The sequence below is a fragment of the Dokdonia ponticola genome, assembly GCF_042653865.1.
Taxonomy (GTDB): domain Bacteria; phylum Bacteroidota; class Bacteroidia; order Flavobacteriales; family Flavobacteriaceae; genus Dokdonia; species Dokdonia ponticola.
In genome coordinates this window covers 424,960-437,702 of record NZ_JBHSFV010000001.1, presented here as the reverse complement: position 1 = coordinate 437,702, position 12,743 = coordinate 424,960, and the positions used below count along the sequence as shown (strand labels likewise).

Annotated in this window: 10 protein-coding genes and 1 tRNA gene; 6 read left to right on the top strand and 5 right to left on the bottom strand. The window is 36.8% G+C overall.

Going from position 1 to position 12,743, the window contains the following annotated elements; genetic code table 11:
- Positions 1-23 precede the first annotated feature (23 nt).
- The 3 genes from accD to tamL form a co-directional block, all read right to left on the bottom strand.
- Positions 24-881 carry an acetyl-CoA carboxylase, carboxyltransferase subunit beta gene (gene accD, locus ACFO3O_RS02040; protein WP_379976866.1) on the bottom strand — a complete coding sequence of 286 codons (858 nt, stop codon included), beginning with the start codon at positions 879-881 and terminating at the stop codon, positions 24-26.
- Between the two features lie 73 nt (positions 882-954).
- The gene (gene fbaA, locus ACFO3O_RS02035; RefSeq protein ID WP_379976865.1) at positions 955-2,022 is read right to left on the bottom strand and encodes a class II fructose-bisphosphate aldolase; all 1,068 of its coding nucleotides are present in this window, start codon (positions 2,020-2,022) and stop codon (positions 955-957) included.
- A gap of 103 nt (positions 2,023-2,125) precedes the next feature.
- On the bottom strand, positions 2,126-4,654 hold the full coding sequence (gene tamL / locus ACFO3O_RS02030; RefSeq protein ID WP_379976864.1) for a translocation and assembly module lipoprotein TamL: 2,529 nt from the start codon (positions 4,652-4,654) through the stop codon (positions 2,126-2,128).
- Between the two features lie 71 nt (positions 4,655-4,725).
- Between tamL and ACFO3O_RS02025 the strand changes: the two genes are divergently transcribed.
- Positions 4,726-5,475, top strand: a complete 750-nt coding sequence (locus tag ACFO3O_RS02025; protein ID WP_379976863.1) for a TrmH family RNA methyltransferase — start codon at positions 4,726-4,728, stop codon at positions 5,473-5,475.
- Here ACFO3O_RS02025 and porT read toward each other — a convergent pair.
- Together porT and ubiE are read right to left on the bottom strand one after the other, a co-directional pair.
- A complete protein-coding gene (gene porT, locus ACFO3O_RS02020) occupies positions 5,462-6,166 on the bottom strand; it encodes a type IX secretion/gliding motility protein PorT/SprT (protein WP_379976861.1) in 705 nt (234 codons plus the stop codon). The two genes, ACFO3O_RS02025 and porT, sit on opposite strands and share 14 nt — an antisense overlap.
- Before the next feature lie 4 nt (positions 6,167-6,170).
- Entirely contained in the window at positions 6,171-6,899 is a 729-nt protein-coding gene (gene ubiE, locus ACFO3O_RS02015) for a bifunctional demethylmenaquinone methyltransferase/2-methoxy-6-polyprenyl-1,4-benzoquinol methylase UbiE (RefSeq protein ID WP_379976860.1), read from the bottom strand.
- Between the two features lie 211 nt (positions 6,900-7,110).
- On the opposite strand from ubiE, the gene trkA reads away from it, so the two are divergent.
- The 5 genes from trkA to ACFO3O_RS01990 all read left to right on the top strand — a co-directional run bounded on the left by trkA (position 7,111) and on the right by ACFO3O_RS01990 (position 12,520).
- Positions 7,111-8,460: a Trk system potassium transporter TrkA gene (gene trkA / locus ACFO3O_RS02010; RefSeq protein ID WP_379976859.1), complete on the top strand. Its 1,350-nt coding sequence runs from the start codon at positions 7,111-7,113 to the stop codon at positions 8,458-8,460.
- 12 nt (positions 8,461-8,472) lie between these two features.
- Complete coding sequence (locus ACFO3O_RS02005) at positions 8,473-9,969, top strand: TrkH family potassium uptake protein (RefSeq protein ID WP_379976858.1); 1,497 nt, start codon at positions 8,473-8,475, stop codon at positions 9,967-9,969.
- A 4-nt stretch (positions 9,970-9,973) separates the two neighbouring features.
- Positions 9,974-10,948, top strand: a complete 975-nt coding sequence (locus ACFO3O_RS02000) for a YpdA family putative bacillithiol disulfide reductase (RefSeq protein ID WP_379976857.1) — start codon at positions 9,974-9,976, stop codon at positions 10,946-10,948.
- A gap of 29 nt (positions 10,949-10,977) precedes the next feature.
- Positions 10,978-11,913 carry a citrulline utilization hydrolase CtlX gene (gene ctlX, locus ACFO3O_RS01995; protein ID WP_379976856.1) on the top strand — a complete coding sequence of 312 codons (936 nt, stop codon included), beginning with the start codon at positions 10,978-10,980 and terminating at the stop codon, positions 11,911-11,913.
- Between the two features lie 529 nt (positions 11,914-12,442).
- Positions 12,443-12,520, top strand: a tRNA-Pro gene (locus tag ACFO3O_RS01990).
- Positions 12,521-12,743 lie beyond the last annotated feature (223 nt).

Genomic DNA, 12,743 nt, shown 5'->3' with positions numbered 1-12,743 from the left:
TTTTTTTATTTATAGTAAGCTGTTTAAGCTCGTACAGGGCGATTTAAGATCAAATCTAAATACAGGTTTATTTTATTTTTAAGCTCCTGTCTAGGCGTAATAAAATCTAGAAAACCGTGCTCCTGTAGGAATTCTGATGTTTGAAAACCTTCAGGTAACTCTTTTCCTGTTGTATCTCGTACCACACGAGGACCTGCAAATCCAATCAAGGCACCTGGCTCAGAAATATTAATATCACCTAGCATCGCAAAAGAAGCGGTGGTTCCTCCAGTGGTAGGATCTGTACATAAAGAAATATAAGGGATACTAGCATCTGCTAATTGTGCTAATTTTACAGAAGTTTTTGCCAATTGCATCAGTGATAATGCAGCCTCCATCATACGCGCACCTCCTGATTTTGAAATAATCATAAAAGGGATGTTGTTTTTGAGCGAATAATCAGCAGCGCGGGCTATTTTTTCACCCACAACACTTCCCATAGAGCCTCCAATAAAACTAAAATCCATACAGGCAATCACAAGATCTTCTCCTTTGGACTTTCCGACGGCTGTTCTCACAGCATCTTTAAGGCCCGTTTTATCTTGTGCATCTTTAAGCCTGTCGGTGTATTTCTTTTTGTCCTCAAATTTTAACGGATCTTTCGATGAAAGATCTTTATCCAATTCTTTGAATTTGTTGTCATCAAAAAGAATTTCAAAATACTCCTTACTGCCTATCCGTACGTGATATCCGTCTTCGGGGCTGATGTAGAAGTTTTTTTCTAACTCTTCTGTATCTACAATTTTACCTGTAGGCGATTTATACCAAAGACCTTTAGGGGTGTCTTTTTTTTCTTCTGTAGGAGTTTGTATTCCTTTGTCTTTTCTTTTAAACCAAGCCATATCGCTATATGTTTGAGTGTGTTTTTTAGGAGTTCGCTCTTGCCTACCTTCAGACAGGTTTGCGAAAAGCGTACTAAAGCGTATCTACATTATTTAAGTCCTCAAATGCCTTTTTAAGTCGAGCACCCATGGTGTTTTCTGCTTTGCGTAACCAAACACGAGGATCGTAATATTTCTTATTTGGAGAATCATCTCCTGTAGGATTTCCTATTTGAGATTTGAGAAATTCAGCATTTTCATTAAAATAATCACGTATTCCCTCAGCTGTTGCATACTGAAGATCGGTGTCTATATTCATTTTAATCACCCCGTAGCTAATCCCTTCTCGGATTTCTTCAACAGTAGATCCACTTCCTCCGTGAAAAACAAAATCAATATGATTGTGTTCTACGCCATATTTTTTGGTAATATATTCTTGTGAGTTTTTAAGGATTTTAGGAGTCAACTTTACATTTCCAGGCTTGTAGACTCCATGTACATTTCCAAAAGCAGCTGCAATCGTAAACTGGTCACTTACTTTAGAAAGCTCTTCATACGCATAGGCTACTTCCTCAGGTTGTGTGTATAATTTTGAATCATCAACATCAGAATTGTCTACTCCGTCTTCTTCACCTCCAGTAATCCCTAATTCTATTTCTAGTGTCATATCCATTTTCTCCATACGCTCAAGATATTTTTTGCATATTTCGATATTCTCTTCAATGGGCTCTTCACTTAAATCAATCATGTGTGAACTAAATAAAGAATGTCCATGTGCTGCATAATAAGCTTCGCTAGCATCTAGCATTCCGTCAATCCAAGGCAATAATTTTTTTGCACAGTGATCGGTGTGAAGTATAACTGTCGCTCCGTATAACTTAGCGAGCTCATGCACGTGCTTTGCTCCAGCAACAGCTCCTGCAACAGCAGCGCGTTGATTATCATTGTTTAACCCTTTTCCAGCGTTAAACTGAGCTCCTCCATTACTAAATTGTATGATGACTGGAGCATTCAATGCTGCAGCGGTTTCTAATACCGTGTTGATACTATTAGATCCAATAACGTTTACAGCAGGAAGTGCAAATCCTTTTTCTTTTGCATAATTGAAAATCTTTTGCACTTGGTAACCGGTAGCAACTCCCGGCTTGATAGAATGAGCCATATTTTTGATTTATGTTTAAGTTCGTAAAAATAAGAAATTATCTACTAAAATAAAGGGAAACAAAGGGTAATTACGATAACGATTGAAAGCGCTGTAATGCCTTTTAGAAAGGGTAATTAATACCAATGTTATATACAGCGTTAGCAAAATTATATTGTTTAAACCACCGATTTCCGATTTCTAAAGCGGGATCATAGGTCTTAAAACCGATGTCAAATCGTGCTAAGAAAAAGTCAAAATCTAAGCGTAAACCAAATCCTGTCCCAACGGCTAAATCTTGTAAACTAGAAAAACTACTAAAGGTAGAATTCGGATCATCTACATTATCAAATATATTCCAAATATTACCGGCATCTACAAAAAAGGCACCTTCAAAGGGTCCTAGCAGGTCAAAACGATGTTCTACATTAAACGAAAGCTTCATGTTAGCTTCATTAAACTCATTTACAGCTCCACTGCTACCTGGTCCAAGATCATAGGCTTGCCATGCACGATTGTCATTAGATCCTCCTGCAAAGAAACTTCGGATAAAGGGAATGTTATTAGAATTTCCATAGGGAATAGCCATTCCCCCAAAAGCTCGTATGGCTAGAATGTTATTATGTCCTAAATCCCAATGCTTGGTGTAGTCAATTTCTGTTTTTGCATACTGTGAAAAAACAACGCCTAGAATACGAGAATTATTATCTTCATTTTTTGGAGCACCCACCAAGTTTGCTGCGAGTGACAATGCATTTCCTGCAAGTTCAATCCGAGTTCGTAGTCTAGAATACTCCTCATCATATAGATTTTCTCTATTATTGTAGGTGTAGGTAAAATTAAGCGCAAAGATCAAGTTGTCTTCTGTAAGTCTATTTTGACGTTCTCGGATTGCATTTATTTCAGATATCTGTGTTGTATTAAAACCAGGTATTGTTCCGTTTTCTACATCATTAATAAAATTATTAGTACCATCAGGGATTGTAAGTCTTGGTGTGTTACTCTCTGGGTCAAAATAATCAGGGTTGACATTATCAATATTAGCAGTCGCTAGTGTATTGAGATCATCAAAACTATTTCTGTAAATATTAAAGTAATTAGGAGCATTCAGGTTTCGTACATACTGGGCATCTATCAAATCAAACGTGAATGTATTGGTAGCAGAAGGGGTCCAGTTGTAGGATAATTTTCCAGCAAAACTTTGCTTGTCAAGCCCTATGTTTTGTTGTACGCTCACCCCTAAGTTAAATCGCGTATTAGGTTGCCATTCTGCGGGAATAAGCTTTGTGGTGTTTACAGGAAAAAATATTCTAGGAAAAACCAGACTTGCATTCATTCCTATCTCTGAGATATTAAAAAAGCTGTCATTGGTATTAGCCGCATCATCAGAAGCCCCAATATTTCCTCTGGCAGAAATTTCCAATGTCTCCGCTCCTTTAAAAATATTACGAATTAATAAAGATCCAAACCCTGCAAGACCAAAATCTTGAATATTGGAGGTAGAGGCATCAAAATCTGCTCTAAATTTATACTTATCCAAAGGTGTGAGGCGTATGTTGGCAATCAAATTGGTACGTGTACTGTCTGCTGGGTCTTCTTGGTATACAATACTAGGATACTTAAACGTGTTCAGTCTACTTAAACGAGTAAGGGTTTGTGTCTTCTCTATATCGCTATAGACAGCTCCTGGTTTAAGCGGAATAATATCTGTAATGGCATTAGTCCTATAGTTTAATTTGTCATATACATAAAAGTTAAAACCATCTACACTTATAGAATCGGCAAAAGGTTTGTCTTTGTTGGCAAAATTGTAATCTGTAAGAATATTGATTTCACTCACCTTGTGAACTTTGAAAGGAATATCTATGACAGAGTCGTGTGCTGTTTCTTTTCGGTTGTCAATAATGATTTCGAGATTGGTCTTATTTCCTGTTTTTACTGTATCACCAATAGCTCTGATGCGATCAGATTCAAAATGATATAATCCATTATTTCTAAATAGTTTTTCAATACGTAAACGTTCTGCTTCAAACTTATTTTTTTGATAGGGTTCTCCCTTTCTAAGAAATGATTCGTTTTTATGTGCTTGGTATATAGAATCTGCCACAGGGGAGGCAATCATTGTCACTATAGAATCTAGTAAGTAAGGTTTATAGCGCTTTACATTGTAGCTCACAGTCGCTCTTTGGTTGCTGTCTTTTTTTATGGTGTAATCTACTTCGGTATTAAAATAACCGTTGTTTATATAAAAACGAGCAAGTCTGTTGGCTGATTTTTTTGTAATAATTTCATTGACAATGGTAGGTGCTTCTCCCGTGTTTTTTATTCCTGAATTAAGATCTTTCTTAAATTTTCGAAAAGCCTCTACTTGCTTTCGCGAAAGCAAACGCGTCCAGAAATTACGCCGACCATCATTTTTTGCCCGTTGTGCGTTTAAAATCGAATCAATATCAGGACGTGCCCAATTGTAAATGTAAAGCCTAAAAGGAGATCCAGCGAGTTTGGTATTAGGCTGTTGGTATAAAAAATTATACAAACGCTGATCGGTTATTTTTTCGCCATCTACAATGATTTCGTTATCCTCAAGCAAAAAATCGTCCTCAGGAACTCGTTTTATAGCATTACAACCAGCAAGTAGGACTGCTAGTAGCATAAATAATGATATTTTTGTAAACCTATGTTTCAAGTGGGTAGTGAAAATAAATCAAAAGTACATTTTATATAGTGTTAAGCAAAAGTAATATCAAACGAATAACGGGATTGTATCAAAAAAAGTACCGTAAGCAAGAAGGTCTCTTTGTTGCCGAAGGTGTTAAGGTGATTCAAGAGTTATTAGAATCTTCCTTTGAACTAGAAGCAATCTATGGTATAGAGCGTAGTTCTTTACATATTCCTGCAGAAAATAAAAATGCGTTTCAACAGATTACTATTGCCGAGCTTAAAAAAATAAGCTTTCTTAAAACACCTCAAGCAGCCTTAGCACTGTTTAAAATTCCTACTCAGTATGAAGACCAACACACCGGAATCACAGTGCTTTTAGATGATGTGAGAGATCCAGGAAATCTGGGCACGATTATACGTCTTTGTGATTGGTTTGGAGTCACAAGTCTAGTGTGCTCTACGCAAACAGTAGATTGTTACAACCCTAAGGTGGTACAAGCTACCATGGGATCTTTATCTAGAATTCGTATTTCTTATGTAGATATTACATCGTATCTTCAAGAAGAACAGCGTCCTATTTATGGTACTTTTATGGAAGGAGACACCATTTATACGGCAACACTTCCAGAGGAGGCGGTAATTGTGATGGGTAATGAAGCCAATGGGATATCTGATAGGGTTGCACAGTTTGTCACACAAAAAATAGCGATTCCTCGTTTTGGAGCAATGCAAAAAACAGAAAGTTTAAATGTTGCTACCGCGACTGCTATATGCCTGAGTGAGTTTAAAAGAGGTTCTGTTATTGGAACGTAAAGTTTAAAAAGACACCTCTAGATGACATTTTACTGATATTACCTGTCCATGGGCTGTTTCCTCCATTGTCGCGAACTAGCTCATCTGAGGTTGCAAATACACCTCGTATACTTGGAGTAAATTTAAAATAGAAAAGGTATAAATCAATCCCAAATCCTACTTCGTAAAAGAAAGGATTGGTCGTGGTTCTAAACTGTCCCGAAAAGTTGTCATCAGGATTTTTCTCATTACTAGATAAGTTAGTAGCTGTTGAGATTCCAACTGTTACAAAAGGGCGAACGTTATTAAGTCTTTTTGTATTAAATTTTAAAAGTAACGGTAAATAAATGTAGGTAGATGGAACTTCTCGTATCAAATCATTTTCACTGTCAAACCGTGGATCTGGTGCATAGGTTAAGTCTCTTCTGGTAAAGCTTAATCCTGGCTCAAAACGCAAGTCTACATATTCAGACAATCTCAAACTAGCAATGAGCCCGACATTAAAACCAAGAGATTTAGTGACTTGAATATCTTCTTGCTCTGCTATATAATCAAAGTTATAATCAAAAGAATTAAAGCCAAGGTAATATCCCCAAGAAATAGGTTTCTTATCAAAGTTTTGATTGTTTTGTACACGAGGTCTCGTAAGCCATTGTGCTTGGGATATTTGTGTAAAACTTATGAAGAAAACAAAGGCAATAAATACTCTCATGAATTTATTTTGAAGCTGTATAAATGGTGGCTACACCAAATGTTTGTGGTTGATCTTTCACGTTGGTAAACCCAATTTTACGCAAAATATTGTTCAAGGCTTCGCCAAAAGGAAAAACAGACGCACTTTTACTGAGGTATGAATAGGCATCTTTGTCTTTAGAAAAGAGACGCCCAACCATAGGTAGGATAACGTTTGAATGAAATTTATAGCCCTGTTTAAAAGGAGTTCTCGTAGGGACAGAGGTTTCTAAAATCACAAATATCCCTCCTGGTTTCAGTACTCTGTAAATCTCGCCTAGTCCTTTTTCTAGGGTTTCAAAATTACGTACCCCAAAAGCAACGGTAATCGCATCAAAACTACTATCTTCAAAAGGCATCGCTTCGCTATCTGCTTGGATCATTTGTATCTGATCACTTAGTCCTTTTGCTTTTATTTTTTCGCGTCCTACAGAAAGCATTCCTTCAGAAATATCAAGTCCTACAAGTTGGGTGGCACCACTATTGGCAAAATTGATAATCAGATCTCCTGTTCCTGTGGCAATATCAAGAATACTGTCGGGTTGTGTTTCGGTGACCAATTGGATTACTTTTTTACGCCATTTGACATCAATTCCAAAAGAAATAACTCTATTAAGACCATCGTATTTTCCAGAAATCGTGTCAAACATTTGCTCGACTTGTTCTTTTTTAGATTGGTCAGAAGAAGTGTATGGCGTTACCTTTTTGCTCATGGCCTATTTTTTGGCAAATATACGGTATCGTAAAAGAAGATAATACCGACTTATTCAAAAAGAGGATGCTATTTTAGATTTTTCTATCCCAATAAGAAGAAGGGTGTGTACGCTTTCGCGAAAGCGTATAAATTATAATTATTTACAGGATTAGAGTGTATCTCTTATCAATGCTGTATCTTTGTATCACTTTTTAGTTCACTAATAGTATATGAAGATTATTATTGCAGGTGCAGGTGAGGTGGGCTTCCATCTAGCCAAACTGTTATCATACGAGTCTCAGGACATTACTCTTATAGACACCAACAAAGAAAGCCTGGCGTATGCAGATACGCATTTGGATATTCGTACCATCAAGGGTGATGCTACCTCTATTGCCATTTTACAAGATTCCAGAGTCGAAAATGTAGACCTCTTGATAGCGGTTACCGCTAGTGAAACGACCAATATCACGGTATGTGTACTGGCAAAGCAATTAGGTGCGGCACGTACGATTGCGAGAATTTCTAATACAGAATTTATAGTACACAAAGAACTCGCAGGGTTTTCCAAACTAGGTATTGATGAGTTGATATCGCCTGAAAGTCTAGCCGCATCAGAGATTGAGCTACTACTTAATCAAAGTGGTTTTAGTGATACTTACGAGTTTGAAGAAGGCGCTTTAACGATGGTAGGGACGACCTTGTCAAGTACCGCCTCTTTTGTGGGTAAAAATGTGAAAGAAGCTGCTACTATTTTTCCAGGATTACATTTTATGCCTATCGCAATACAACGACTAGGGACACAATATACGCTTATTCCTCGCGGTGATACGGTCTTTAAAGAAGGCGATCACGTGTATTTTATGACCATACAAGGTGGGGTGGAAGAGTTGTATAAACTGACTGGAAAAGTACGTCAAGAGATTAAAAATGTCATGATCTTAGGCGGAAGTAAAATTGGATATAAAACCTGTAGAGATTTATGCTCTCATAAGTTTAATGTCAAACTCGTAGAGCGTGACAAAGAAAAAGCCATAGATCTGGCAGATATACTGCCTAAAGCCTTGGTAATTAATGGAGACGGTCGTAACGTAGAGTTGCTTGAAGAAGAAAACATCCAAGATATGGATGCTTTTATATCGGTAACTGGTGATAGTGAAACGAATATCATGTCTTGCCTCGTCGCAAAATCAAGAGGGGTCAAAAAAACAATTGCGTTAGTAGAAAATATGGATTATTTCCAGCTATCGCAAAGTATAGGGATTGATACACTGATCAATAAAAAATTATTAGCAGCAAATAATATCTTTAGATACATACGTAGAGGAGAGGTTGTTGCTATGACCAAACTCAATAACATGAATGCAGAGTTATTAGAGTTTATTGTAAAACCGACTTCTGAAGCAGAAGGAAAAAAAATAAAAGATATCGACTTCCCAAGGTCGGCTACCATAGCAGGTGTTGTTCGTAATGGCGTAGGGGTCATTGCACTTGGTGATTTTAAAATCACTGCAGGAGATCGCGTAGTGGTATGTTGTTTACCGCGATCTATCAAACAAGTAGAAAAAATGTTTGTTTAAATAGCGATCTAGATGCCAAAACTTAATTACAAGATTATTTTTCATTTAATGGGGTTACTATTACTTTGTAATGGTGGCTTTATGATGATTTCTGCGCTTGTGAGTTTTATAACAGAAGATGGCGCTGCCCTCCCCATTACTGCTTCTGGGTTATTAGTGTTATTTGCAGGAATGCTTTTAATGTTTATGACGAGAGATCATAAAAAAGAAATTAAGAAGCGTGAAGGGTATATTGTGGTTACATTTGGTTGGCTGTTTATGTCTTTTAGTGGGATGTTGCCGTATCTAGTGACAGGATCGATTCCATCGGTTACGAATGCTTTTTTTGAAACCATAAGTGGGTATACTACTACTGGAGCCACGATACTAACCGACATAGAGTCTTTGCCTAAAGGGATCCTTTTTTGGCGAAGCACCACACATTGGATAGGAGGGATGGGGATTATCGTATTGGCAATAGCCATACTTCCTTTACTAGGTATTGGTGGGATGCAGCTTTTTGCAGCAGAAGCTCCTGGGCCTAGTGCTGATAAGCTACATCCGCGAATTACAGATACCGCAAAGCGATTATGGCTTATTTATTTTGGTTTTACAGCGGCAGAGACTATTGCGCTCAAACTAGCTGGAATGTCTTTTTTTGACGCCATTAACCATGCGATGAGTACATTATCTACGGGTGGTTTTTCTACTAAAAATGCAAGTGTCGCCTATTGGAATGACAAACCTCTTGTACAATATATTATTATCTTTTTTATGATGCTGGCTGGGATGAACTTTGTCTTAAGCTACTTTGCTTTTAAAGGAAAAGTGCAAAAAATCATAAAAGATGAAGAGTTTAGGCTTTATATGACGTTTGTTTTTGGATTTGCCATCATTACAGCACTCGTCGTTTATTTTAAAGCAGATATTAGCGCTTCTTCTATTGATCATCCTATGGTGTTGGGAGCTGGGGAAAGCGCCATTAGACATGGTCTTTTTCAGGTGTTGGCAGTGATTACAACCACTGGGTTTGTTACTGCAGATTTTACAATGTGGACGCCTTTTCTTACCGTCATCTTTTTTGGACTTATGTTCATAGGCGGCTCAGCTGGATCTACTTCAGGAGGGATTAAGGTTGTGAGGCATTTATTAACGATACGTAATGCTATTGTAGAGTTTAAACGAACATTGCACCCCAATGCAATTCTTCCAGTACGGTATAATACCCGTTCTGTAGATCGAACAATTATATTTAATATACTTGCGTTTTTTATTCTTTATATGCTTTCATGGATTGTAGGAGCGAGTGTCTTAGGTGCTATGGGCTTAGATTTTATGACTGCTCTAGGAGGATCTGCATCTGCATTGGGTAATGTAGGTCCCGCTTTTGGAGACTTGAGCCCTGTAGATAGTTACAATAGTTTGGGGGATGCAGGCAAATGGTGGTTAGCTTTTTTAATGCTTATAGGGCGTTTGGAGTTATTTACCGTATTAATTTTACTCACCCCTTTCTTTTGGCGTAATAGATAAGACAATGCACTTACAAGATACATATGATATTGTTATTATAGGAGCAGGTCCTATAGGTCTTACTTGCGGTATAGAAGCTCAAAAAAGAGGACATTCTTATATTATTTTAGAAAAAGGGGTATTGGTCAACTCTCTATATAATTTTCCTGAGCAAATGACATTTTTTAGTACGTCTAATTTGCTTGAAATAGGGGAGGTTCCTTTTATCTCTCATACCGACAAGCCTACTCGTAAAGAGGCACTTGAGTATTACAGAAGAGTTCAGGAGAGTTGGGATTTGAATACAAAATTATATACAGAAGTCACTTCTATGACTCCTAAAGATCATGGGTATCATATAACGACTAACAAGGGAGATACTTTTGCAAAATCTGTGATTGTTTGTACAGGATTTTATGACACACCAAGATCGTTGGATATTCCTGGAGAAAATCTTCCTAAAGTAACTCATTTTTATGATAGTCCGCATCCCTATATTGGGCAAAAGCTAGTCGTGATAGGTGCTGCAAACTCTGCGTGTGATGTTGCTTTAGAAACCTATTACAAAGGAGCCGATGTGACTATGGTGATCAGGGCATCAGAGATTTATCCAAAGACAAAATATTGGATCAAACCCAATATAGAAAACAGGATTAAAGAAGGTGCGATTAAAGCGTATTTTAATAGTGAAGTGATTCAAATAAAAGAAGATACCGTTGTATTAAAAACTCCAGAGGGAGTTATTGAAATAGCAAATGACTTTGTGCTTGCAATGATAGGTTATATGCCTGATTACAGTCTTTTTGAAGCTTTAGGACTGCCTGTTTCTGACGATAAGAATAAAACGCCTATTCATAATGAAAAAACATTAGAAACACCTCTTAAAAATGTATACGTTGCAGGGGTAATAAATGCAGGCTTACAGACAAGTAAATTATTTATAGAAAATACACGCGAACATGCGACTATAATCATGCAAGATATCGATACTAAATTGTAGCTTTACAACTTTATTAGTTCATTTTAATTATGAGTCAAATTACAGATACTATTTTAATGATTCGTCCTGTACATTTCAGGATGAATGAGCAAACTGCTGTCAATAATTATTATCAAAAAGAGATCGATGGTGTATCTCAAGAAAAGCTTTTAAAAAGTGCACAACAAGAGTTTGATACTTTTGTAAACAAGTTAGAAGCTGTGGGTATCCATGTTATTGTTGTAGAAGACAGCAAGGAAACTGACACTCCAGATGCACATTTTCCAAATAACTGGATAAGTTTTCATAATGACGGTAAAGTCGCTATATATCCCATGTTTGCAGAAAACAGGAGAACAGAACGTCGCGAAGATATTCTTGATATACTAGAATCTAAAGGATTTACTATTAATGATGTTATAGATTACTCCTCTGCCGAAGATGAAAACCTTTTTTTAGAAGGTACAGGAAGTCTTCTTTTAGATCGTGTGCATCGCAAGGCGTATTGTGCGCTTTCGCCTCGAGCGGACGAAGAATTACTCATAGAATTCTGTGAAGATTTTGAATATACCCCCGTGATTTTTACGGCGAATCAAACTGTAAATGGCGAGCGTCTTCCCATTTATCATACCAATGTTATGATGTGTTTAGGAGAAGCATTTTCTGTGATATGTCTAGATACGATAGATGATAAAAAAGAGCGTAAAAATGTGTTGAAACACCTGAAACAAGATGGCAAAGAGATTATTGCGATTACAGAAAAGCAAGTAACGCATTTTGCAGGAAATATGTTACAACTTAAAGGCGCTAACAACACGCCTTATTTAGTGATGAGCAAAGCGGCGCATCAAAGTCTTACAAAGCAACAAATAGATCAAATAGAAAAGCATGCAACGATACTGTCAAGCTCTCTGGATGTAATTGAAGAATGTGGAGGTGGGAGCGCTCGCTGTATGATGGCAGAGGTATTTCTTCCTAAAAAATAGTTTGCTTTGCGCTATGCTTTCGCGAAAAGAAAATACGAGTTTAAAGCACTTACTTACTTTGTAGGTTAGGACAAAATGCGATGATTGCCTTGATGAAAAAAATGTAACGTTTATAGGCTTATGAGAGAGGTAAGAAACATCATATTATATGTCCATAAAAAAAACCTCTTGAAGATATTTTAACATAAAAAATAAATTCCTAGCAATTATGTAGGAATTTATATATATTAGTCATGTAATTAAGCACAATGATATTGTCTTAGAAAGATAACTTTTTTTTAACTGTGTTTGTAGTTTTCATAGTTATTATGTAACTCATCAACTTTGAGTTAACATGTAGGTTATATTTTTTTAGTAGGATTTAAAAAGCAACCCATTTATCTTTCTTTGCATATTAATTGTGCTTTTTTCTTTTTTTTAATTATTTTCCAATCCTATTTTTCTTTTAAAATAAATTTTCACCAGTGTATCACATTGGAGTATTATTCATACGACTTAATTAGTATATTTGCTTTCGCAAAAATGTACTCGGGATGTGGCGCAGTCCGGTTAGCGTACACGGCTGGGGGCCGTGTGGTCGCAGGTTCAAATCCTGTCATCCCGACCAAGCAGAAAAGTGACATGCTTTTGCATGTCACTTTTTCATTTCTAAGAGCGCTCAAAGCATAGCTTTGAAAAGCGTTTAGAAATGAAAAAGTAAGAAGCGTAGCTTCACTTTTCTATTTGCAACAAAGGGTTTTTGGGATTCTGTACATCCTGTTGATGTGTATTCAAAACGTAGTTTAGAATGTTTTGGTTTAAAAGCGTAGCTTCACTTTTCTATTTGCAAC